A 23,200-nucleotide genomic window follows, 5' to 3' on the forward strand; every position below is an offset into this window, starting at 1 on the left:
TTGTAAGTTGCAGAGGGATTATCATGAAGAAGATCGCACTCACCGTTTCCACCGCGTTCGCCGCCCTGGCGCTGGCTTCCGCCGCCCACGCCGCCGACATGACGGCACCCGCCACTTATGACTGGACCGGCTTCTACCTCGGCGCCAACGCTGGCATCGCCTGGAACAACTCCGGCGTCGACAACAACTTCGACGTTGACGGCGATGGCATCAACGATCTCACCAACAAGATCGAAGGCGACCAGACCGCCTTCACGGCCGGCGGCCTCGTCGGCTACAATTACCAGATCGACCAGATCGTTCTCGGCGTGGAAGCTGACTTCAACTATCTCGGCTTCAGCGACAACAACTCGCGCTCGGCTGTGACCCAGTTCGGCGATCTCACCGCCAAGTCGTCCTTCGAAGCCGACTGGTTCGGCACCATTCGCGGCCGCCTCGGCTACGCGATCGACAACGTCCTGATCTATGGTACGGGCGGTCTGGCCTATGGCCACATGAGCGCTGATGGCAAGGTGACGCTTGACGACGGTATCGACACCTATTCCTGGAAGGGTTCGACCGACTCCACCAACTGGGGCTGGACCGTCGGCGGTGGCATGGAATACGGCATCGACAACTGGAGCCTCGGCCTCGAGTATCTGTATGTCGATCTCGGCAGCGGCGAGTGGAACGGCAACAACGCCCTGTTCGACGGTTCCAACCTCAAGGGTTCTGCCGACTACGCCTTCAGCACCGTGCGTGCGACCGCCAAGTATCGTTTCCAGTAAGCGACGATCGCTTCCGGTCATCCTGACCTTCAAGACCCCGGCAGAAATGCCGGGGTTTTTCTTTGTCGTGGAAACGGAATCCGATGCCTGCCGCCATTACAAGCTCATGTGTTCAGTTTGCAACAATCGCCATTTTTGACTTCAGCCCATGGCAAGCGGCACCATGTTGCTGCGCAGCGTGTGATATCGTTCTCGCGGGCAGCCGGCTGCAACCGGGCCGAATGTGATTGAAGCAGGGGAAGTCGAGATGAAGAAGGTTCTTGCCGCCGGCACTGCACTGTCCGCGCTGTTGCTCTGTTCGCCCGCCCAGGCCGCCGATGTCGCTCCGGCCGGTTATGACTGGACAGGCTTCTACCTCGGCGCCAACGCCGGCATCTCCTGGAACAACTCCAGCCTCGACAATGACATCTATACCACAGGCATTCGCATCAACGAACTCGAGAACAAGATCGATGGAAACCAGGCGGCCTTCGCCGCCGGCGGCCTGCTCGGCTACAACTACCAGGTCGACAGGGTCGTGCTCGGCATCGAGACCGACTTCAACTACCTGGGCTTCAGCGACAGCAACACCGGCGGACTGAGCGGCGAATTTTCCGAATACACCACCAGGTCATCGTTCGATGGCAATTGGTTCGGCACCATCCGGGGACGCCTCGGCTACGCCTTCGACAACCTGTTCGTCTATGGCACCGGTGGCGCCGCCTATGGCCACATGAGCGCCGACGGCAAGGTCACCCAGAATTACGCTGGTGACATCACCACCTGGAAGGCCTCCACCGATACCACCAACTGGGGCTGGACGGTGGGTGCCGGTGCCGAATACGGCATCGACAACTGGAGCCTCGGCCTCGAATACCTCTACGTCGATCTCGGCACCGCCGAGTGGAACAGCGACGTGATCGGCGATAGCAGGCTCAAGGGCAACGTCGATTATGCCTTCAGCACCGTGCGCGCGTCCGTCAAGTACCGCTTCCACTAGGCCTGACGCCAACCAGATCACCGAAGCCCCGGCAGTGCTGCCGGGGCTTTTTTTGCAGGCTTGATCCCACGGGTTCGACCGTGCTGGTTCTTGCGGCGCAAGGCAAAGCGGCGCTACGACCCTGTCAATGTCCAGCGCACCAGCGATTCCGCTCCGTTCTCCCGCCTCCGAATTCCGCATGGGGGTGTTGCTGGTTGCCGGCTCCGCCATCACCTGGAGCTTCGGCGGCACCATCGCGCGCTTCATCCATGTGGATGACAGCTGGACGGTGGTGTTCTGGCGCGCCCTCTTCGCCTCGTCGTTTCTCCTGCTCTTCATGCTCTGGCGGGATGGCCCGAAGGCCACCGGGGCGATGTTCCGCAGCATGGGGCTGCCGGGGCTGGGTGTCGCCATCTGCTTCGGCGTCGCGTCCTCGTGCTTCGTCGTGGCGCTGCAATATACCACCGTCGCCAACATCCTGCTCACCCAGGCAGCCGCGCCGCTGTTCGCGGGCCTCCTTGCCTGGGCGGTGTTCGGCGAGCGCATCAATGCCGCCACATGGGCTGCCATCGCGGCGGTGATCGGGGGCGTCGCCATCATGGTCTCTGCCTCCTTTTCGGGCGAGGTCTCGCCCATTGGCGATGGCCTGGCGCTGGTCATCACCCTGATGTTCTCGGCAGCCATCGTCATCACGCGGCACCATCCAACGGTGCGCATGATGCCAGCCGTCTGCCTCGGCACGGCCATGGCCTGTGTCGCCGCCTTCCTGCTCTCGGGGCCGCTTGCCGTCAGCCTTCCCGATCTCGGCTGGCTGTTCCTGTTCGGTGCCGTCAACCTCGGGGCGGGGCTGGCGATGTTCGTCACCGGCGCGCGACTCGTGCCCGCTGCACTCGCCGCACTCGTCGGCACGCTGGAGCCTGTGCTGGGGCCGCTCTGGGTCTGGCTCATCCACGGCGAGGTGCCAGTGGCCCGCACCATCTTCGGCGGCGCCATCGTCTTTCTCGCGCTGTTCCTTCACATCCTCAATGACTGGCGACGGCAGCGAGAGCGGAAGCGGACCAGCCCCACGGCCTGACCTCGCAAGTTCCGTGCAGAGGCCAGCCTGAAAGATTTCGATTTTCAATCCGAAAGCCCTCTGCCACTCTCATGGGTTCAAACCGGAGGGTTGCCCCATGGATTTCGTCCACTTCCTGTCGAGCCACATGCTGGACCCGTCGCTGGGCGGCAAGCGTCTCTACAGGAACGTGGTTGCCCAGGCCGTGTATGCCGAGGCGCTGGGCTATCGCGGCGTCGGTATCCCCGAGCATCACCTGCTCAACATCCTGCTGATCCCGGCACCACTGCAGATGGCGGTGAAGATCGCGGCGCATACCAAGCACATCAAGCTCGTCACCTCGGTCTGCCAGCTGCCGATCCGCGACATGCGCATCTTCGCGGGCGAAGTGGTGCAGGCGCAGGCGCTGTGCGACGGGCGGCTGATGCTGGGCGTCGGCAAGGGCGCCTTCGGTTTTGAAACGGCGCGCTTCGATGTGCCCATCGAGCAGACCAAGCCATTGTTCGAGGAGGACCTGAAGCTGCTCGTAGCCCTGCTCACGCAGGAAGAGGTTTCCTGGAACAGCGAACGCTATTCCTTCGCGCCGCTCACCATCATGCCGCGCCCGGAAGATCCGATCCCGCTCATGGTTGCCGTGATGAACCCCATCGGCATCGAGGCGGCAGCAAAGTCCGGCTACCACGTGCAGACCACGCCGCTCGGCGGCAGCCACCAGCAGCTCATCGACCAGGTCACCGCCTTCACCCGCGGCAAGGCTGCAGCGGGCCGCCCGCTGGATACGCGACTGTCGCTCCAGCGCGGCCTGTTCCTCGTCGACAACGAGAAGGACAAGCGCCACATCGCCGAGAAGGCCTGGACCTATTACCAGAGCTTCGACAACGTGTTCGGCGGCGCCGGCATCGTCGACAAGGGCATCATCCGCCCGCTGCCGCGCGCCCAGAGCGTGGAGGAACTCGCATCGAACCTGCTGCTCTGCGGCAAGGACGAGATGATCGAACGCATCGCGGTCTATTCCGACCTCGGCATCGACGAGGTGCTCACCACCTCCAACTTCGGCCAGGACGAGCAGATGACCCTCGACATGATGAGCCGCTTCGCCGAAGAAGTGATGCCGCATTTCGAGGCGCAGAAAAAAGCGGCCTGAGTTTTCAAGGGGAGAGCAACAGACATGCCCATCATCCGGGTCGAAATGTTCAAGGGCCGCACGCCCGCACAGAAGAAAGCCATCGCAAGGGAACTGGTCGACGGCTTCATCCGCGGCGCTGGCGGCGGCAGCCCGTCGGCCTTCCACGTGGTCTTCACCGAAGTCGAGAAGCATGACTGGGCGGTGGGCCACGACATGATGAACGAGAAGTATCCGGACAAGTGACGATGCCAACGCCAGTGAAATCCGCCTTCTCGGTCGAGGGCGAGGGAGAACCGATCTTCCTCATTCACGGCATCGGCGCCTCGCGCGCCTCCTTCGCCGGGCTCGTGCCCCATCTCAAGAGCGAATACCGCGTCATCTCCTATGACCTGCGCGGCCATGGCGCCTCGCCCAAGCCCACGCCCCCCTACACGCTCGACGATCTCGTCGAGGACCTCGAAGCGCTGCGCAAGGAACTCGGCATCGAGAAAGCACATTTCGCCGGCCACTCGCTGGGCGGCATGATCGGGCCTGCCTATGCGCTCAAATATCCGCAGCATGTGCTGACGCTGGGCCTCTACTCCACCGCCGCCTTCCGCACCGAGGATGACAGCGCCAAGGTGAAGGGCGTCGTCACCGCCATGCGCACCAAGGGCATCCCGCAGGTGCTCGAGGCGCTGAAGGATCGCTGGTTCACGCCCGAGTTCGGCCAGCGCCGGCCGGACGTCATCGAACGCCGCATGCAGCAGGTGATCGATACCGACCCCGACGTCTTCCTCTCCGTCTTCGACATCTATGCCGAAACCGAGATGGCGCCCTGGCTGCACGAGGTGAAGCATCCGTCCCTCGTCCTCACCGGCGAGAATGATGGCGGCTGCAACCCGCGCCTCAACAAGCTGATCGCCGAGGCATTGCCGGACTCCGAACTCATCATCCTGCCGGTGCTGCGCCACGCCATCCTGCTGGAGGCCTCCGACCGGGTTGCCCCGCCGGTGCTGGACTTCCTCCGGCGGCACAAGGCCGGCTGGCGCGGCCCAACCCGGCAGATGTGCGTTCCGCCACTGACCTGACAGCCCGCCCGGTCGAAACTGGCGGGGCCGGGATGATTCCCGGCAGCCTTCACGCTGGTAACGATTCACAACCAGTGGGAGATTATGATACCGTTTCGCACAAGCGCCATGGCCGAGGATTCGCAGGCAGGCGCATGTCGCAGGTCGTGTCGCACTTGCGACACGATTTAATGAATTCTTAAGGGCGAGGAGGACGCGCATGAACACGATCACCCAACTGCCCGCCGTGGAGACGCAATCCCTGGTACTGCGTGAGATCGAGCTGCGTGATGCGCCCACCTTCAGCAATTTCATGATGCAGGACGCCTACCAGCGCCACATTGCGATGCGGCTGGCCAGCGAGCACGAGGTGCGCGCCTTCGTCACCCGCGCCGTGGCCCGCCAGGGCGATGACCGCCGCAACTGCTTCCACCTGGCCGCCGAGGAAAAGCTCTCGGGCGAGGCGATCGGTGATGGCTTCCTCATCCTGCAGCACCCGAAGACAGTGGAGATCGGCTGGGGCCTGCACCCGGCCATGTGGGGCATGGGCCTTGGCACCGAGATCGGCCACGCCCTGCTCGGCCTCGCCTTCGAGCGGCTGCGCGCCGACAGCGTGTGGTGCAAGGTGATGGGCGGCAACGAGGCATCGGCGAAGCTCGCCGAACGCATCGGGCTTCGCCACCTGAAATCCCACCCGCATTATCCGGCCGCACCCGGCCGCAGCTGCCAGGTGGATTTCTATGCCATGGACGAGAGCGACTACTTCAATCTCGGTTACTGATGGCCGCCATCCCTCCCATTTGCGACTTCGGCCGGAAGGCGCCGCACTTCACCCTGCCCGGCACCGATGGCCGCAGCCATTCGCTGCAGCAGCTGGGCGGGCGCAACGGCACGCTCATCGCCTTCATCTGCAACCACTGCCCCTATGTGAAGTCGGTGATCGGCAGGCTGGTGCGCGACGCGGCGGACTTGTCGCTCCTCGGCATCAACACGGTCGCCATCAATTCCAACGATGCCGCACAATATCCGGAGGATGGCTTCGCGGAGATGCAGGCCTTCGCAGCAGCCCACCACCTGCCCTTTCCCTATCTCCATGACGAGACGCAGGCCGTGGCGCGTGCCTATGACGCCGTCTGCACGCCGGATTTCTTCGGCTTCAACGCACAGCTCGAGCTGCAATACCGCGGCCGGCTGGATGCCTCGCGCAAGGACCTCGTGCCCGATGCCCGGCGCGACCTCTACGAGGCGATGAAGCAAGTGGCCGAAACGGGCCACGGCCCGCGTGAGCAGGTCGCCTCCATGGGCTGTTCCATCAAGTGGCGCGCAGCTTGAGCTAGCGGCAGTTGCCGCGTGCGGGCTGTCCGGCAAGACGCGCGGCAAGCCACTTCACTGCCTCGGCGCGCCCGGCCTCCATGGCGCCCGAATGGCCCTTTCCCTTCAGCGTCACATACTGCACGTTGGCGCCCGCCGCGCAGGCCCCGCGCACGAATTGCGTGGTCACCGCGGGCCTCACGATATCGTCGGCACCACCCTGGATGATCAGCGCAGGCGCTCCGCTTCCCAGCGCATAGAGCGAATTCTGCACCATCAGGTCCCGCCACGGTGGCACGCGCGCCGGGTCGGCCCTGAGGAACTGCTTGTCGAGCCCCTTCTGTGCGGCTGCCGCATCGATCTTGCTGCCGAGGTCGTCGACGCAGTTCTTCGCCACCTCTTCGATCAGGCTCTGCGACGTGCTGTCGAGCAGGCCCGTCAGGGGTGCGCCATATTTCACGTTCCACGAGTCGAGCGTGTAGGAGGCGAGAATGCGCCCGGCGATCGAGTTGAGATTGGCATTGAGCAGGGTTGCGAGGTCGGTGGGCGGTGCAATGGCGGCAACGCCCTTCAGCTTCAGTTCCGGTGCATAGGCTCCGGCGAGCTGGGCTGCGAACAGCGCGGCATGCCCGCCCTGCGAATAGCCCCAAAGTCCGAATTCATTGCCGCCACCCACGGCGGGGATCTGCCTGGCAGCGCGCACCGAGTCGAGTACTGCATAGGCCTGCCCCTTGCCGACAAGGTAGCCGATCGGCCCCGGCGTTCCGAGCCCGGGATAGTCGGTGGCGGCCACCACCAGCCCATGGGCCACGAGGTCGTTCAGGCCGCCAATTGCCTTGGTGGGAGCCGCCCGCAGCGACGGCGCGCATTTCCAGGCGATGCCCGTCGTCGGGTGCGCCCAGGCCACAAACTTGCGCGCGGCAGGGTTTGCGGGCGCGTTGGTCGGCAGCACCACGATGCCGGTGGAGAGGATGGACCGCAGCTGGTAGTCACGCGTCACGTATTTGATGCGCCAGGCCATGGCGCGGTAGTTGCGGGGAAGGCCGATCTGCTCATAGCTCAGCAACGTGCCGGGTGCCTGCGAGGTGGCCGGGATGGCGCTCGACCGCGTGGACGGTGGTCGTGCCTCGGCTGAAGGGGCAAGGCCCATTCCAAGCACGAGCAGCATCAGCGACAGCACCACAAACAGTCTCACGTTCAATCTCCCTGCGGCGGCTCCGCTTGTGCAGCGACGAGCCGTAAGCCATCATTCCCTGCCACGACAGGTAGGGTTCCGGAACAAAATGGTCAACCGCCGCGCGCAGCTGGTGGAGCATTTCTGATGACGACAGCCAGCGCGCACGCTCGTCTGGTGCTCGCCATCGGCGGCTCGTCCTTTGCGGACAGGCTGCTCGATGCCGCAGGCGCCTGCCTCGCGCATGATGCGGCGGCGCTCATGATCTTCCACCCGGCCGCCCCGCCCGCCGTGCTGGTTGACCGGTTGAAGCCCGCCGAGCGCGCCTGGCTCTATGGCGACTATCTCTCCGGCGTCTATGCGCTCAGCCCGTTCTACCGTGCCGCCCAGAAGCTCAAGGCGCCACGGGTCGCCCGCGTGCGCGAGGTGGCCCCCAAGGGCTTCGCGCAGAGCGAATACCATCGCCGCTACTTCGCGCTGATCGGGGTTGACGACATGATCGGCCTTCTCATCCCCGCAAGCGATGCGGAAACCGTGTTCATGTCCTTTTCGCGCAGCACTGGCAGCCGGCGCTTCACCACAAGCGATGCGAAGGCGCTCGCGGCATCAGCCGAACTCCTCGCCGCCGCCATCACCCGCCACTGCCAGATTGCAGGCCCGCTCGCCAGCCGCCACATCGCGGCAGCCGCCGCACCCATCGCCCACAAGCCCGCCGCATCGGGCCTCACGGCGCGCGAGGCGCAGGTCGTCAATCTCATGCTCGAAGGCCACTCGGCCCGCGCCATCGGCGAGGCACTGCGCATTTCCAACGAAACGGTGCGCGTACACCGCCGCAACATCTATGAAAAGCTCGGGCTGTCCTCGCAAGGCGAGCTGTTCCGCTGGTTTCTCGCCACGCGCGGCTAACCCTGTTGCGGTATGGCGGGCCGCCTCGCCGTGGCCTAGTCTTGGCCCATCCATCAGGGAGAGAACCATGACCAACGTGCCACTGCGCGCCCGCCTCGAGAACGGCGGAACCCCAAAGATGACGGGCCGTTTCCAGATCAAGTCCGAAACCGGCGTACTGACGGACGTGCTCCTCGGGCCCGCCGAAAGCTTCCGCTGGATGGGGCTTGAGAATGCCCAATGGTCGTCGCTGGTGCGCGACACGCTGCGCAAGGGCTACAAGTTCGACAAGCAGGTGGCCATGCGCCAGCACCGCGAGATGGTCGATGCCTATAACCAGGCTGGCGTCACCACCCACTTCCTGCCGCTCGACATGACCAACCCCTACCAGGTCTATGCGCGCGACAGCTCGTTCATGTCGCCCTATGGCGCGGTCGTGTGCCAGCTCGCCAACCCGCGCCGCCGCGGTGAATATGCCGCCGTGCTGCGCTTCTATCTCGAGAACAACATCCCGATCTACGACATGATCTCGGCCGGCAACTTCGAGGGCGGCGACTTCAACATCATCCGCGATGGCCTGGCACTCGTCGGCTTCACCGATCACCGCTCCGAGGAAGTGGCCGCGCGCCAGGCCTCCGAATGGTTCATCAAGGAAGGCTGGGAGATCAAGTATGCGCCGATCGACCAGTTCTATGTCCACATCGACCTGATGGTCTGCATGCTCAACGAGCATTGCGCCGCCGTCTGCCTCGAGACCACCGAGGACGACGTCATCGCCTGGCTCAAGTCCAAGAAGATCGAGATCATCCCCGCCACCTTCAAGGAGACCATGGCGCTGGGCTGCAACGTGGTGACGCTGGGTGGCGACCGTGTGCTTTCGACTGAAAGCGCCAAGGACCTCAACGCCAAGATGCGCGCCGCGGGCTTCACCGTCTACGACCCGGACATGACCATGTTCCTGCAGGCCGGCGGCGGTGTCCACTGCATGTGCCAGCCGCTCAACCGCGAGGCGGCGTAGGGCCGCGCGTCCATTGCGATTTCTCGCACATCCTTCCAACTGCATCATGGCCGGGCTCGTCCCGGCCATCCTCTTTCCTGCCGCCAAAAAGGATCGCCGGGTCAAGCCCGGCGGTGATGTGAATAGAGCGAGCATGGCAATGATGCTCATCCACCATCCCATCGTCACGCCCTCCTGCCGATAAAAGCAAAAAACCGGCTTTCGCCGGTTCATCATCCCAAGACCCATTTCGTGAGTATGCGCTTCTCTAGCATATCGAGCGCGCGCTGTCAAGGACTAAATTCCGATATCAGGGATCCCTGATAGCTGCCGCATCCCAACCCCACCCCTTCTCATCTCCCCCGGGCCTGACCCGGGGGTCCTTTTCGCTGCCGGCAAGGAGAGGCGCCGATCAAGTCCACGCAAGATCAGGTCAGGGGCACCATTCTTTTCTTGCATCCCCTGCTCATCCCGGCGAAAGCCCGTGACGAACCGGGAGTATGCGCGTGGCAGACGTCAAGATCATCGGAGCAGGCCCGGCGGGCCTCATGGCGGCGGAAATCCTGGCGGAGGCCGGTCACCGCGTCACCATCCATGACCATATGCCAGCCCCTGCCCGCAAGTTCCTGCTGGCCGGCCGCGGCGGGTTGAACCTCACGCACTCCGAACCGCTCGACACCTTCCTTGAGCGCTATGGCGAGGCACAGGCCTTCCTCGAGCCCGCCATCCGCGCCTTCCCGCCAGATGCGCTCATCGGCTGGGCCAATGGCCTCGGCATCGAAACCTTCGTGGGCTCCTCGGGCCGTGTCTTCCCGCAGCAGATGAAGGCCTCGCCGCTGCTGCGCGCCTGGCTGCGGCGGCTTGATGCGCTCGGCGTGAAACTCGTCACCCGCTCCGAGTGGCAGGGCTTCGACGGCATACCCACCATCCTCGCCCTGGGCGGCGCCAGCTGGCCGCATCTGGGTTCGGACGCAGCCTGGCTGCCGCTCTTCGCCGAGAAGGGCATCGCGGTGAACCCCTTCAAGCCGGCGAACAGCCGCTTCCTCGTCCACTGGTCGCCGGTGTTCCGACAGAAGTTCGCAGGAACACCGGTCAAGAACATCGCCCTCACCTATGCCGGCAAGCGCGTGCGCGGCGAGCTGATGATCTCGCAGGAAGGGATCGAGGGCGGTGCCATCTATGCGATCTCCAAGGGCCTGCGCGAGAAGCCCGGCCACCCGCTGGTGATCGACTTCCGCCCCGACGTGAGCGAAGAGGTGCTGGCCCAGCGCCTGACCAAGCCGCGCGGCAAGGACTCGCTGTCGAATCATCTCCGCAAGGTTGCGGGTCTCTCGCCCGTTGCCATCAACCTGCTGCGCGAGACAGGCACCGCGCCTGACGCGAAGGGCATCAAGGCGATGGAACTGAAGCTCGAGCGCCCCGCCGGCATCACGCGGGCCATTTCGTCAGCGGGCGGCGTGGCGCGCGAGGAGCTGGACGAGGGCTTCCAGCTCCGGAAGGTTCCCCTCACCTATTGCGTGGGCGAGATGCTGGACTGGGAGGCGCCCACCGGCGGCTACCTTTTGCAGGCCTGTTTCTCCACCGGCGTCATGGCCGCACGCCACCTTGCCTCGGTGCTCGAAAAGGGCTGAACTCGCCCCATGGAACTCGATCTCAGGAACAAGACCGCACTGGTCTGCGGCGCCAGCCAAGGCCTTGGCTTCGCCATCGCCGAAGCCCTCGCTCATGAAGGCTGCAAGGTGGGCCTGCTCGCCCGCAATGCCGCCAAGCTCGACGCCCATGTGCGGGCCTTCGGCGCCCATGGCCTCGAAGCGCAAGCACTTCCCGCTGACATGGGTGACTGGGCCTCCGTCGAAGCGGCACTGAAGCGCTTCGGCATGCCGGACATTCTCGTCAACAACTCCGGCGGCCCGCCGCCTGTCGACGTCACCAAGGTTGACCCCGATCTGTGGCGCAGCCAGTTCGAGGCCATGGTGCTGAACCAGATGCGCCTGACAGAGGCCGTGCTGCCGCACATGCGCAGCCAGGGCTTCGGCCGCATCCTGTCAGTCGCCTCCACCTCCATCGTCGAGCCCTTCGCCAGCCTCGCCATCTCGAACTCCCTGCGCGCGGCACTGGCAGGCTGGATGAAGACGCTGTCGGGTCAGGTCGCGGGTGATGGCGTCACCGTCAACATGCTGTTGCCCGGCAGCTTCGCCACCGAACGCATCGACAGCCTGAACACGCGGGAGGCGCAGGCGCGCGGCGTGGCCGTCGCACAGGTCGTGTCCGAGTCATCCGCCGAAATCCCCGTTGGCCGCTATGGCGACCCGAAAGAGTTCGCCGCCGTCGCCGCCTTCCTCGCCAGCCCGAAAGCATCCTATGTGACAGGCCAGATGATCCGCATCGATGGCGGGTCAACGAAGTCCATATGAGCCTGCTTGCCGATCTGCGCGCAGCCCTCGGCGACGGTGCCGTACTCGAAGGCGAAGCGATGGGTCAGCGGCCCGGTTCCGACATGAGCCTCACCGGCACGTCACTGCCACGCGCGCTCATTCGTCCGCGCAGCACCGACGAAGTGGCCACTGCACTGAACCTCTGCAACACGGCGGGTGTTCCCGTCATCGCGCAGGGCGGCATGACGGGCCTCGCAGGTGGCGCCAATCCCGGCGGCAGCGAAATCGCCATCAGCCTTGAGCGGCTGCGCGGCATCGAGGAGGTGGACGTCGCCTCCGCCACCATGGTGGTGAAGGCCGGCACGCCACTCGAGGAATGCCAGCGCGCCGCAGCGGAGGCTGGCCTGTTCCTCGCCCTCGACTTAGGGTCCCGCGGCTCCTGCACCATTGGCGGCAACCTGTCGACCAACGCGGGCGGCATCCGCGTCATTCGCTATGGCATGGCACGCGAGCAGGTGCTGGGGCTTGAGGCCGTGCTGGCGGATGGCACCATCATCTCCTCGATGAACCGCATGCTCAAGAACAACGCGGGCTACGACCTGAAGCAGCTGTTCATCGGCTCCGAGGGCACCCTCGGCCTCATCACCCGCGCCGTGCTGCGCCTGCACCCGCCGACTGGCGAGATTACGACGATGCTCTGTGCGGTTCAAAGCTACGAGCAGGTGGTGGCCCTGCTCCGCGCCGCGCAATCCTCGCTCGGCGGCATCGTCGCCTTCGAGGCGATGTGGCGCGACTATTTCAGTTTCAATGCCAATGCGCTGAAGCTCCGCTTCTTCGAAGCCGACCATCCCTTCTGGGTGATCGTCGAAAGCACCATGGCTGCGGGCGCCATCGAAACTTTCCTCGCGCAGGTGCTGGAGGACGGTCTCATCACCGATGCCCTCATCGCCCGCTCGCATGCACAGTCGCGCGAGATGTGGTCGGTGCGCGACGGCCACCCCATCGAGGCGCTGCCCAACCTGCTGAACTTCGACGTGAGCCTGCCCATCGGGAAGATCGGCGACTACGCCGAAGTCTGCACCGTCGCATTGAAGCAGCGCTGGCCCGATGCCCATGTCTCCTTCTACGGCCACGTGGGCGACTCCAACGTCCACATCTGTGTCTCCACCCTCTATGCCCCGGGTGAGGACATGCATTCGGTGGATGACATCGTCTATGGCGTGCTCGGCCGCTACCACGGATCGATCTCGGCCGAGCATGGCATCGGCACGCTGAAGCGGCCCTATCTCCACCTCTCGCGCTCAGCCGCCGAGCTGGCCCTCATGCGCAGCCTCAAGCAGGCGCTTGATCCCAAAGGCATCCTCAATCCCGGCAAGGTGATCTGAGGTGCTGGCACGGCTCATCGACTCGCACTGGGCCTTCCGCGCCCTGCTGGCCCTTCCGGTCATCGGCATGCTTGTCCAGTTCACACAGCTTCACAGCTGGGGCCTGCTCATCAACCAGTCGGGCGAGTGGGCGGTGCGACTGCTGATCCTGACGCTCGCCGTCTCGCCCCTGCGCATCGTCATGAAGCAGTTCCACTCCGGCCCGCATTGGCCGATGTGGCTACTGAAACGCCGGCGCGAACTCGGCATGGCGACGTTCCTTTATGCAGCACTGCATCTGGCAGCCTATCTGGTGCGCCAGTCCAACTTCCATGTTGTGCTGTTCGACTTGAAGCTCATCGAATATGCGACAGGCTGGGTCGGCTTCGTCACGCTGCTGGCGCTGGCCATCACCAGCAACGATGCCAGCGTGCACTGGCTTGGGCTTTGGTGGAAGCCGCTGCAGCGCGTCGTTTACGTCTCCGCCATCGCGGCCTTCCTGCACTGGTATCTGATCAGGCAGGACCATATCGGCCTGTGGCTGCACCTCTTGCCGCTCGTGGCGCTGGAGGGCTATCGGCTGTTGTACAATTTCCGGCATCCGGCAGGGGTGCGGCACTGACTGCACGTGTTAGCGCGCATCCTCCAGGATGATCTCCGCGCCGCGCCAACCCACCATCATCGCCGGCGCATTGGTGTTGCCGGCGATCAGGTTCGGGAACACCGAGGCATCACACACGCGCAAACCGTCGACGCCGTGCACGCGCAGGCGCGAATCCACCACTGAGGTCGCCGCGTCCGGCCCCATGCGGCAGGTGCAGGAATGGTGGTAGACGGTGCCGCTGCGCTGGCGGAAATCATTGATCATCGTCGCGTCGGTGTTGATCTCCGGACCCGGGCGCAGCTCTTCCGCTATCAGGCCCTTCAGCGGCTCCTGTGCGGCGATCTTCCGCAGGAACTTCACCGCGGCCAGCATCTCCTCGACGTCAGAGTTGGTGCCATAGGCGTTGAAGGAAATCTTCGGGTGCACCAGCGGGTCGGGCGACTTGATCATCACCTGACCGGTGCTCGCCGGGCGGCAGTTGGATAGTCCCAGCGACAAGCCCGAGAACGGATCGGGATTGAGGATCGGCCGCTCGCCTGCCTTGGGGATCAGCGTTGAGAAGGCCTGCATGTAAAGCTGCATGTTGGGCCTCGCCATCTCCGGGTGCGTGCGGAAGAAGCCGCCGCCCTGGTTGATGGAAAGCGACAGCGGCCCCTTGCGCGTCAGGATATACTGAATTCCGGCCTTGAGCTTGCCCCACCAGGGGCGCAGCTCGTCGTTCAGCGTCGGCACGTTCATTCGCCAGGTGTAGTTGACGCCATGGTGGTCCTGCATCCGCGCGCCGACGTTCACATTGTCATGCAGCACTGGCAGGCCCAATGACTGCAGCAGCGCGCCGGGGCCAATGCCGGACAGCTGCAGCAGCTGGGGCGAATTGATGGCCCCTCCCGCGAGGATCACCTCGCGCGCCCTGGCGTCGAGCTTCATGCCCCGCTGCACATAGGCCACGCCCACCGCGCGCTTGCCCTCGAACAGGATCTTCGTCACCTGGGCATGCGTCTCGACCAGCAGGTTCTTGCGCTTCATTGCCGGGTGCAGGAAGGCGCGCGCCGCGGAATTGCGAATGCCGTTCTTGATTGTGTACTGATAAAGGCCAACCCCCTCCTGTTCCGCCCCGTTGAAGTCCGGCGTGAAGGGCAGCCCTGCCTTCTCCGTGGCCTCGAGATAGGGCTTGCACAGCGGGTGTGCCTGGGCCCCAAGGTCGGTGATGGTCAGCGGTCCGCCGCGGCCACGGAAGCCGGGGTCGCCCGCAGCGTAGTCTTCCATCTTCTTGTAGGTGGCCAGCACCTCGTCCCAGCCCCAGCCGACATTGCCGGCCGCGCGCCAGTCCTCATAGTCCTGCCGGTGCCCGCGGATATAGACCATGGCGTTGATGGAGGACGACCCGCCGAGCAGCTTGCCGCGCGGGTAATAGTCGCTCTGGCCGTTCAGCCCCGGGTCGGGCTCGGCCTGGTACATCCAGTTGACCGACTTGTGGTAGAAGGTCTTGCCGTAGCCCAGCGGCATCTGCACGTAGAAGCGCCAGTCCGTACCGCCCGCCTCGAGCAGCAGCACGCGGTGCTTGCCGCTCGCCGTCAGCCTGTCGGCCAGCACTGATCCGGCCGAACCGGAACCGACGATGATGTAATCGAATGTTTCTGCCAAGATGCACCGACACTGGTGAGGATCGCCCGCTTTTGCGCCAGTTCGGGCAATCAAAACAAGTGTTTCCGCTTCACATCCCGTTAGAATTTTTCATCGCCATTGCAGTTTTTGAGCTGGTAGAAGCGACTTAAGCCAAACGGTGCAGAGCGCGAAACCAGAGAAAACTGATGCGCATGACGACAACATGGGAAGGCTTCGCGGCGCGGCTTGGGAACGACAGGTCCCTTGCAGGCATATTTGCCCTCGCTGTGCTGTTTTACTTCCTCATGCCCTTTTACAACGTCGTCGACGGCGACGTCGCCTTCCTAACCTGGACTGCGAACCAGATGCTTCGCGGGGCGGTCTTCGGACGCGACATCCTTGAAGTCAATCCACCGCTGTGCGTCCTGATCTACATGCCTGCGGTGCTACTGGGAAAAGTCATTGGCCTCGAGTGGGGCGTCCGAACCTGGATGCTGATCCTGACACTGGCCTCACTCGCCTGCCTCTGGCAGACCGCCGGCAGGGCGATGCGACTGCCGGTCGCCGTCGTGTTGCTGCTGTTCGTCACGCTCGTCTTCCCAAACCATTTCGCGCAGCGGGAACAGATCGTGCTTCTGCTCTGTGCGCCCTATGTGGCGGGCATTGCGCCCAACCGCCGCTGGGGCCTGCTAAGCGGCATCATGGCGGGCATCGGCTTCATGATGAAGCCCCACTTCCTGATCCCCCTGGCTCTCATCTTCGCGATGCGTCGCAGGTTCGGATTGGAAGAGCGCGCCATCATTGCCGTCGGCGCTGCCTACGCCGTGACCCTGCTCGCATTTTTCCAGCCCTATCTGCTGGAGATGGTGCCAATGGCCGCCACCACCTACTGGGCAATTCACCACCCATGGGATGCCATGGTTGAGCAGACGGCCTTCACCTTGCTTGCCGCCGTTCCGATGGCCTTCGCCGGCGCTCCCCAACCTGTCGCTCTGCCCTATCTTGCCGCCACCCTCGGCTTCACCGCGGCAGCCGTCCTTCAGCAGAAGGGCTTCGTCTATCACTTCATTCCCGCATTCGGATTTCTTGCGCTCTATCTGACCGTAAGGACCTTCAACGAGAACCGCACAGTCGCCTTCGTGTCAGCCTTGTTCCTGCTGACGGTCGCCATTATGGCCGGAAAATCGACACTCTATTGGCGCTCGGTTGTCGATGGGGATATTGCCATCGACTCCGCGCTCAAGGCGGAAATTGATGGCGCGGCAAGCTATGCCTCCTTTGTGCCCGAGCCTTATCCTGCCTTTCCCATGGCAATCCATTCGACGTCGCGTTTCGTGGGTATCGCGATCCACCAGATTTTCATTCCAGCGGTGGCGAGTCTTGCTACCGGACTTGTCGAGGGCGACCCGGTTGAAACAAGAATGCTGGCACTGTCGCAGGCAACTCGCGAACTTGCCAACAACCCAGTGCTCGTCATCACGCTGAACGTGCCCTATGTCATCGATGGCCAACCCTTCGACATCCTTGAATTCTTCAACCAGGATCCCCGCTTCCGTGAGGCCTGGAGCAACTACGCACCTGACCGCTCCATCGGGCCGTTCCTGCTTTACCGCCGCAGGTGAGCTCGAGAACGATACAGGCAATGGAAACAAGCGCTTACAAATCACCGGTGGTAAGAAAATTTCATCGCCCTCCCATCCCGTGACCTGCTAGAAGCGAGGCAATTTCGGGAGGGCACTCGCCATGAAAGTCAAGGACCTCAAAGTCTTCATCGTCGGTAATCCGCCACCCTCCTGGGGCGGCCGCTACTTCATCTTCGTGAAGCTGACGACCGACAACGGCATCACCGGCATCGGCGAATGCTATTGCGACACCTTCGGCCCCAAGGCCATGACGGCGATGATCGAGGATACCTTCTACCGCTACGTTGAAGGCATGGACCCGTTCCATCTCGAAAGCATGTGGCGCAAGGTCTATGGCTCGGGCTTCTCGATGCGGCCCGACATATCTCTGATGGGTGTGCTCTCCGGCCTCGAGATCGCGCTGTGGGACATCAAGGGCAAGGCCGTCGGCAAGCCGGTCTATGAGTTGCTCGGCGGCCGCGTGCACGAGAAGCTTCGCTCCTACACCTACATCTACCCCGACATGTCCAAGGGCCAGGACGCGACCATCTTCTGGAACGCCGAGCAGTCGGCAGAGCGCGCAGCTTACTATGTCGAACGCGGCTTCACCGGCATCAAGTTCGATCCGGCAGCGCCCTATTCCGCCTTCGACCCGCGCCAGCCCTCGCTCGAGTCGATCGAGCTCTGCGTGAAGTTCTGCAAGCTCATCCGCGAGGCCGTTGGCACCAAGGCTGACCTCCTCTTCGGCACGCATGGCCAGTTCACCGCGTCTGGCGCCATCCGCTTCGCCAAGAAGATCGAGCCCTATGATCCGCTGTGGTTCGAGGAGCCCACCCCGCCCGACAAGCCCGAGGAAATGGCACTCGTCGCCCGCGGCACCTCGATCCCGATTGCAACGGGCGAGCGCCTCACCACCAAGTACGAATTCGGCCGCGTGCTCGAAAATCGTGCTGCATCGATCTTGCAGATGGCGCTGGGCCGCGTGGGCGGGCTGATGGAGGCGAAGAAGATCGCCGGCATGGCCGAGACCTTCTATGCCCAGATCGCGCCGCACCTCTATGCCGGCCCTGTCGAGGGTGCGGCCAACATCCACTTTGCCGCCTCACTCCCCAACTTCCTGATCCTCGAGTCGATCGAGGAATGGAGCGGCTTCCACGCCAACCTGCTCAAGAAGCCCATCCTCTGGCAGGACGGCTACGTGATCCCGCCGACAGAACCCGGCCTCGGCATCGAGCTGAACGAGGAGGTGGCCGAAGCCCACCCCTACACCGGCACCAACCTCCATCTCGAAATGACCAACCGCCCCCTGCGCAAGGAAGAATAGAACATGCATTACGGTTACATCGGCCTCGGCAATCTTGGCGGCCACCTGGCGCATTCGCTCGTCAAGAAGGGCTACAAGGTCACCGTCTACGACCTCGACCCGAAGCTCGCCGAACGCCACATCAGGGATGGCGCAATCTGGGCCGCATCACCCGCCGAACTGGCATCGAAGGTCGACGTGGTCTTCACCTGCCTGCCCTCACCCACCGTGTCGGAGAAGGTGCTCTCGCAGATCCTCACCACGTTGAAGCCCGGCTCCACCTGGATCGAGAATTCGACCAACGGCCGCGATGAGATGATCAGGCTTGCCGCCATGGCCGAGGCCAAGGGCATCAAGGTGCTGGAAGCCCCGGTGACGGGCGGCGTGCACCTTGCGGCACGTGGCGAAATCACCGTGCTGGTGGGTGGCGACAAGGATCTGTTCGAGCAATTCAGGCCGGCGCTTGAAACCATCGGCAAGAAGATTTTCCTCATGGGCCCCATCGGCTCGGCGGCGGTCATCAAGGTCATCACCAACATGCTGGCCTTTATCCACCTCGTGGCGGATGCAGAAGCCCTCATGCTCGCCAAGCGCGGCGGCCTCGACCTGGGCCAGGCCTGGCACGCCATCACCGCCTCATCGGGCTCGAGCTTCGTGCACGAGACGGAGGGCCAGCTGATCCTCAACGGCAGCTATGACATTGCCTTCACCATGGACCTGGCGTTGAAGGACCTGGGCTTCGCCATGAACTTCGGCAAGGAGTTCAGCGTGCCGCTCGATCTGGCCTCCATGACCCAGCAGACTTTCATGAAAGGCAAGGCGGCCTATGGTGGTGCGGCCCAGTCCACCCAGATCGCCAAGCTGCTCGAGGACGTGCTGAACACCGATCTCCGCGCTCCCGGCTTCCCGGCACGGCTGGAATAGACCCGTCAGAACCGCCGCCCGGCTTCGGCGCGGCGGTTTTCTCCAGCGTCTCTTGGTCATCTTGCGTAAACCGGGCTGCGATATGCAATGCCTGATTGTCCCGTGACGCGAAGGACCTGCCGTTGAGTGACACCTACAAGCCAGACTGGCAGAGCAGTGGCCTGATCACCTGCCTGCTGCTGGTCGCCTTCACGGCGGCATCTATCCTGTTCATGCAGTCATGGGAGACGGTCAATTCCGACGTCGCCTTCCTCACCTGGACAGCGGGCCAGGTCATGGGGCCGCCCGTCTTCGGGGTCGACGTTTACGAAGTGAACCCGCCGCTGGCCTTCATGATCTATGCGCCGGCGGCCTTCTTCGCGCCCTGGCTGGGTTACGATCTGGCGGTCAAGCTGTGGGTCACGGCGATGGCCTGTGCGTCGGTCGCCATGTTCTGGCAAACCTGCGACGCCAAACTCCGCCTGCCGCTCACCATCACGCTTGCGCTGTTCGTCGCCTTTGTTCTTCCAGGCACCTTCGGCCAACGCGAGCAGATCGCCTTCATGCTCACCGCACCCTATGTGGCGGGTCCCTGCCGCAACCGTGGCGGGGCGATCATCAGCGGGGTGATGGCGGGGGTGGGATTTGCCATCAAGCCCCACTTTCTCATTGCGCTCGTCCTCGTCTTCGCCACGCGCCGCAAGATCAGCACCGAGGAAGTGGCCATCGCCGCAACAGGCGCTGCCTACGCAGTGTCACTGGTTCTTTTCTTCCAGCCCTATCTGTTTGAATTCATGCCGCTGGCGCGCGCCACCTATTGGGCGGCCCATATGGAAACCAGCTCCACATGGAAGATTGGCGGCTTCATCCTGCTGTCTGCAGTGCCATTCTCTCTGGCGGGAGCACCGCAACCTTCCGCGCGCGGCTTCATTGCAGCCACCTTCGGCTTCACCATCGCAGCCCTTATCCAGTACAAGGGCTTCAGTTACCACTTCCTCGCGGCATGGGGCTTTCTGGCATTGTTCCTGATGGCGCGCACGTTCAATGCGCGGCGCCTGGTGGCGGTGTGTGCCGTGATCAACCTGCTGATCCTCGTCTACATCATCGGCAGGTTCACGCTGGACTTCACCAGGCCGACGGAAAGCCAGAAGACGATGGCGCGGCTCCTGCCGGAGATTGACCGCTCGCCCAGCTTCCTGTCGTTTGCAATCGGACCATTTCCCGCCTTCCCGACGGCGCTTTACACCGCGTCGGACTACAAGGGGCTCGCGATCTGGCCCATCTTCATCAGCGCGGCGCGCGAGCCATTGGCCGGGCCTGAATTGCAGGAAAAGGCGAGGCAGCTCACCTTCGGCCAGGCGAGGCGCGAACTGGAGCGGAAACCGGACCTGGTGATCGTCGAGCGAAACGATACGGCCAGCGGCTGGAGCCGCGCCGAGTTCGATCTGCTCGCCTTCCTGGAAACCGATGCCGGCTTCCGGGCGCTGTGGAACGACTACAGTTACGACAAGACCATCGGCAAATACGAACTCTACCGCCGGCGGTAAGTTGCCTCACCAGGTGAGGCAGATCTTGCCAAAGTGCCTGCCGGATTCTTCATGGCGGAAGGCATCGGCAATCTTCTCCAGCGGGAATGAACTGTCGATCACCGGCCGGATGCCTGTCGCTTCCAGCGCGCGCACATAATCCTGCTGCTGCACGCGGTTGCCGACGATGAGGCCGTGGAGGCGCGCCTGCTTGCGCATCAGCGCGCCGGTCGGCACCTCGCCGCTGCGCCCGGTGAGGACGCCGATCAGCGAGATGTGGCCGCCCACCCGCACCGCCTCGATCGACTGCGGCAGCGTGCCGGGGCCGCCGACCTCGACGACGTGATCAACACCGCGACCACCCGTCCAGTCATTCACACCTGTGCCCCAGTCGGGCTGGGTCTTGTAGTTGAGCGTGTGGGCCGCGCCCAGGGCTTCCAGCCTGGCGCGCTTCTCATCCGACGACGAGGTGGCGATCACCGTGGCGCCCATCGCCTTCGCCAGTTGCAGGGCGGCGATGGACACGCCGCCCGTGCCCAGCACCAGCACCGTGTCACCCGCCTTGAGGTTGCCGTTGACGATGAGCGCGCGCCACGCGGTGAGGCCCGCCGTGGTGATGGTGGCGGCCTCCTCATGCGACCAGCCCTTGGGCGCCTGCGTGAAGAAGAAGTCCGGCACCGTCACGCGCTCGCGCGCATAGCCGTCGACGCCATCGCCCGGCGTCGTCTCGAAGCCCGGCAGATAGGGCTCGCCGCTGATCCAGCCGGGGAAGAAATGCGACACGACATGATCGCCCGGCCTGAACGAGGTGACGCCCGCGCCCACCGCCTCCACCACGCCCGCGCCGTCCGACATGGGAATGCGCCCGTCCGCCACCGAACCGGGCACCGCCATCACGCGATAGTCGTGATAATTGAGCGAGCTCGCGTGCAGCCTCACGGTGATCTCGCCCTTGCCCGGTGCCGCTGCTTCCGGAACCTCCACCATGGTGAGGTGGTCGAGCCCGCCCGGGGCCTTCAGCCTGATCACCTTCATGCACGTCTCCCTTGCCTGTTGCCGCCACCCTAGAACAGGCCGCACAAAGCACGAAGCGATTTCTGAACGCGAGATGGCCCCGGAGGCGATGAGCCTCACGGGGCCTGTCCGCGCTCTTCAGCGCTCAACCCTTTCATTCAGGGATTCAATGCCGCGTTGAAGCGGCCACATGTTCAGTGATGTGATGAGAGCAACCCGGCCTGCGCTGCAAGCTGAGCGTGCTCAAGACTGCTGGATCTGCGTGGGCGGCATCAGTGTTCGAGACCTCTCGCGTTCTGATGCTGTAATGGTGACCCTGATGCAGCATGCGGTCAAATCACGTTTTGGGTCAGCCGCGCTCACCCAATAGCAAAGCTTTTAATAAGTAAGATTACAGTTTACACTGGGGTAATATTCATTGAGTCGGGCGTTCTCCTCCCTCCTCTTCCTCGTGACCTCCCGTGCGTACAAACTGGGGCGGACCTTGCAAAAGGACCGCCCCTTTTTCGTCAGTGATCGGAGGAGTTTCAGTCCTCGGAGATCATCCGGTGGATGATGGCGCCGAGAACGCCGCCGGCGATCGGCGCGATCCAGAACACCCACATCTGCTGCATGGCCCAGGGCTCGGAGAAGAAGGCGACGCCCAGCGAGCGGGCCGGGTTCACCGAGGTGTTGGACACCGGGATCGACACGAGGTGGATCAGCGTCAGGCACAGGCCGATGGCCAGCGGCGCGAAGCCGGCGGGCGCGTTCTTGTGGGTGACGCCGAGGATGACGACCAGGAACATGGCGGTCATCACGATTTCGCAGACGATGACGGAGGACAGCGCATAGCCGCCCGGCGAATGCTCGCCGAAGCCGTTGGCCGCGAAGCCGCCGGCCACGAAGTCGGCCTTGCCGCTGGCGATCAGGTAGAGCACGGCCGCCGCCACGATGCCGCCCAGCACCTGCGAGGCGATGTAGCCCGGCACATGGCCCCAGGGCATGCGGCCGGCGGTGGCAAGGCCAACCGACACGGCGGGGTTGAAATGGGCACCCGAGACGTGGCCCACGGCATAGGCCATGGTCAGCACGGTGAGGCCGAAGGCCAGTGCGACGCCGGCGAAGCCGATGCCGAGTTCCGGGAAGGCGGCGGCCAGCACGGCGGAGCCGCAGCCGCCGAACACCAGCCAGAATGTGCCGAAGAATTCGGCGAAATACTTCTTCATGAGTTCAGTCCCCCAATTATGACATGTGGCCGGCCTGACGCGAATCGGCAGGCCCGGACCGGGATACACCCCGGCGGAGGCAGAGAATGTCGCCGGGGAGGCATTTCGGCAAGTCGTAGACCTGCCAAGAATTGACTTTCCCCACCGGAATCCCTATGTGCGGCGTAATCCAGCGCCCGGGCCCTTTTGGCGCAATTCGCCCGCGGCGCATTTTCGGACATCAAACCAAAGTCGCCAGAACGGTCTTTACACTCCACATGCAGTTTTCCGAGCTCGGACTGAGCGCCAGAACCCTCGAAGCGGTCACCGCTGCGGGTTACACGACCCCCACCCCCATCCAGGCGGAAGCCATTCC

General features: G+C 63.8%; 22 protein-coding genes and 1 pseudogene. 19 read left to right on the plus strand and 4 right to left on the minus strand.

Annotation, left to right across the window (positions count from 1 at the left end; all coding sequences use genetic code 11):
- The first annotated feature begins 23 nt into the window (after positions 1 to 23).
- The 8 genes and pseudogenes from WCJ41_RS10410 to WCJ41_RS10445 all read left to right on the plus strand — a co-directional run bounded on the left by WCJ41_RS10410 (position 24) and on the right by WCJ41_RS10445 (position 6,286).
- Complete coding sequence (locus WCJ41_RS10410) at positions 24 to 767, plus strand: outer membrane beta-barrel protein (RefSeq protein WP_336905788.1); 744 nt, start codon at positions 24 to 26, stop codon at positions 765 to 767.
- A 247-nt stretch (positions 768 to 1,014) separates the two neighbouring features.
- Positions 1,015 to 1,746 (plus strand): outer membrane protein, encoded by a 732-nt coding sequence (locus WCJ41_RS10415; RefSeq protein ID WP_336905789.1) that lies wholly within the window; start codon positions 1,015 to 1,017, stop codon positions 1,744 to 1,746.
- A 127-nt stretch (positions 1,747 to 1,873) separates the two neighbouring features.
- Positions 1,874 to 2,800: a DMT family transporter gene (locus WCJ41_RS10420; protein ID WP_336905790.1), complete on the plus strand. Its 927-nt coding sequence runs from the start codon at positions 1,874 to 1,876 to the stop codon at positions 2,798 to 2,800.
- 97 nt (positions 2,801 to 2,897) lie between these two features.
- Positions 2,898 to 3,923: an LLM class flavin-dependent oxidoreductase gene (locus WCJ41_RS10425; RefSeq protein WP_336905791.1), complete on the plus strand. Its 1,026-nt coding sequence runs from the start codon at positions 2,898 to 2,900 to the stop codon at positions 3,921 to 3,923.
- A gap of 21 nt (positions 3,924 to 3,944) precedes the next feature.
- Positions 3,945 to 4,148: pseudogene (locus tag WCJ41_RS10430) on the plus strand (tautomerase family protein); the annotation flags it as partial.
- Positions 4,149 to 4,150: 2 nt separating this feature from the next.
- The gene (locus tag WCJ41_RS10435) at positions 4,151 to 4,975 is read left to right on the plus strand and encodes an alpha/beta hydrolase (protein WP_336905792.1); all 825 of its coding nucleotides are present in this window, start codon (positions 4,151 to 4,153) and stop codon (positions 4,973 to 4,975) included.
- Positions 4,976 to 5,174: 199 nt separating this feature from the next.
- Positions 5,175 to 5,735, plus strand: coding sequence for a GNAT family protein (locus WCJ41_RS10440; protein ID WP_336905793.1), 561 nt, complete (start codon positions 5,175 to 5,177; stop codon positions 5,733 to 5,735).
- Positions 5,735 to 6,286 carry a thioredoxin family protein gene (locus WCJ41_RS10445; protein WP_336905794.1) on the plus strand — a complete coding sequence of 184 codons (552 nt, stop codon included), beginning with the start codon at positions 5,735 to 5,737 and terminating at the stop codon, positions 6,284 to 6,286. Before WCJ41_RS10440 ends, WCJ41_RS10445 begins: the two co-directional genes overlap by 1 nt.
- Position 6,287: 1 nt before the next feature.
- On the opposite strand, the gene WCJ41_RS10450 is transcribed toward WCJ41_RS10445, so the two are convergent.
- Positions 6,288 to 7,460: an alpha/beta fold hydrolase gene (locus tag WCJ41_RS10450; RefSeq protein ID WP_336905795.1), complete on the minus strand. Its 1,173-nt coding sequence runs from the start codon at positions 7,458 to 7,460 to the stop codon at positions 6,288 to 6,290.
- 126 nt (positions 7,461 to 7,586) lie between these two features.
- Between WCJ41_RS10450 and WCJ41_RS10455 the strand changes: the two genes are divergently transcribed.
- The 6 genes from WCJ41_RS10455 to WCJ41_RS10480 all read left to right on the plus strand — a co-directional run bounded on the left by WCJ41_RS10455 (position 7,587) and on the right by WCJ41_RS10480 (position 13,682).
- Positions 7,587 to 8,345: a helix-turn-helix transcriptional regulator gene (locus WCJ41_RS10455; RefSeq protein WP_336905796.1), complete on the plus strand. Its 759-nt coding sequence runs from the start codon at positions 7,587 to 7,589 to the stop codon at positions 8,343 to 8,345.
- A 67-nt stretch (positions 8,346 to 8,412) separates the two neighbouring features.
- Entirely contained in the window at positions 8,413 to 9,342 is a 930-nt protein-coding gene (locus WCJ41_RS10460) for an arginine deiminase family protein (RefSeq protein WP_336905797.1), read from the plus strand.
- A gap of 479 nt (positions 9,343 to 9,821) precedes the next feature.
- Entirely contained in the window at positions 9,822 to 10,952 is a 1,131-nt protein-coding gene (locus tag WCJ41_RS10465; protein ID WP_336905798.1) for a TIGR03862 family flavoprotein, read from the plus strand.
- A gap of 9 nt (positions 10,953 to 10,961) precedes the next feature.
- Entirely contained in the window at positions 10,962 to 11,735 is a 774-nt protein-coding gene (locus WCJ41_RS10470; RefSeq protein ID WP_336905799.1) for an SDR family oxidoreductase, read from the plus strand.
- On the plus strand, positions 11,732 to 13,081 hold the full coding sequence (locus tag WCJ41_RS10475) for an FAD-binding oxidoreductase (RefSeq protein ID WP_336905800.1): 1,350 nt from the start codon (positions 11,732 to 11,734) through the stop codon (positions 13,079 to 13,081). Before WCJ41_RS10470 ends, WCJ41_RS10475 begins: the two co-directional genes overlap by 4 nt.
- A 1-nt stretch (position 13,082) precedes the next feature.
- Positions 13,083 to 13,682 carry a ferric reductase-like transmembrane domain-containing protein gene (locus WCJ41_RS10480; protein ID WP_336905801.1) on the plus strand — a complete coding sequence of 200 codons (600 nt, stop codon included), beginning with the start codon at positions 13,083 to 13,085 and terminating at the stop codon, positions 13,680 to 13,682.
- Positions 13,683 to 13,691: 9 nt separating this feature from the next.
- Here the strand turns inward: WCJ41_RS10480 and WCJ41_RS10485 are convergent, their stop codons facing one another.
- Complete coding sequence (locus WCJ41_RS10485) at positions 13,692 to 15,308, minus strand: GMC family oxidoreductase N-terminal domain-containing protein (RefSeq protein WP_336905802.1); 1,617 nt, start codon at positions 15,306 to 15,308, stop codon at positions 13,692 to 13,694.
- A gap of 167 nt (positions 15,309 to 15,475) precedes the next feature.
- Here WCJ41_RS10485 and WCJ41_RS10490 point away from each other — a divergent pair, with 167 nt between their 5' ends.
- The 4 genes from WCJ41_RS10490 to WCJ41_RS10505 all read left to right on the plus strand — a co-directional run bounded on the left by WCJ41_RS10490 (position 15,476) and on the right by WCJ41_RS10505 (position 20,644).
- Positions 15,476 to 16,891: a hypothetical protein gene (locus WCJ41_RS10490; RefSeq protein ID WP_336905803.1), complete on the plus strand. Its 1,416-nt coding sequence runs from the start codon at positions 15,476 to 15,478 to the stop codon at positions 16,889 to 16,891.
- A 121-nt stretch (positions 16,892 to 17,012) separates the two neighbouring features.
- Positions 17,013 to 18,215: a mandelate racemase/muconate lactonizing enzyme family protein gene (locus tag WCJ41_RS10495; protein WP_336905804.1), complete on the plus strand. Its 1,203-nt coding sequence runs from the start codon at positions 17,013 to 17,015 to the stop codon at positions 18,213 to 18,215.
- Between the two features lie 3 nt (positions 18,216 to 18,218).
- Complete coding sequence (locus WCJ41_RS10500) at positions 18,219 to 19,118, plus strand: NAD(P)-dependent oxidoreductase (RefSeq protein WP_336905805.1); 900 nt, start codon at positions 18,219 to 18,221, stop codon at positions 19,116 to 19,118.
- A gap of 122 nt (positions 19,119 to 19,240) precedes the next feature.
- Complete coding sequence (locus WCJ41_RS10505) at positions 19,241 to 20,644, plus strand: hypothetical protein (RefSeq protein ID WP_336905806.1); 1,404 nt, start codon at positions 19,241 to 19,243, stop codon at positions 20,642 to 20,644.
- 6 nt (positions 20,645 to 20,650) lie between these two features.
- On the opposite strand, the gene WCJ41_RS10510 is transcribed toward WCJ41_RS10505, so the two are convergent.
- Both WCJ41_RS10510 and aqpZ read right to left on the minus strand, forming a co-directional pair.
- On the minus strand, positions 20,651 to 21,658 hold the full coding sequence (locus WCJ41_RS10510; RefSeq protein WP_336905807.1) for an NAD(P)-dependent alcohol dehydrogenase: 1,008 nt from the start codon (positions 21,656 to 21,658) through the stop codon (positions 20,651 to 20,653).
- Between the two features lie 506 nt (positions 21,659 to 22,164).
- Positions 22,165 to 22,845 (minus strand): aquaporin Z, encoded by a 681-nt coding sequence (aqpZ, locus tag WCJ41_RS10515; protein WP_336905808.1) that lies wholly within the window; start codon positions 22,843 to 22,845, stop codon positions 22,165 to 22,167.
- A gap of 257 nt (positions 22,846 to 23,102) precedes the next feature.
- Here aqpZ and WCJ41_RS10520 point away from each other — a divergent pair.
- Positions 23,103 to 23,200 (plus strand): DEAD/DEAH box helicase (locus tag WCJ41_RS10520; RefSeq protein WP_336905810.1); only part of this gene is annotated, 98 nt, incomplete at its 3' end.

It is taken from the genome of Aestuariivirga sp. (genome assembly GCF_037139295.1).
Lineage (GTDB): Bacteria > Pseudomonadota > Alphaproteobacteria > Rhizobiales > Aestuariivirgaceae > Aestuariivirga.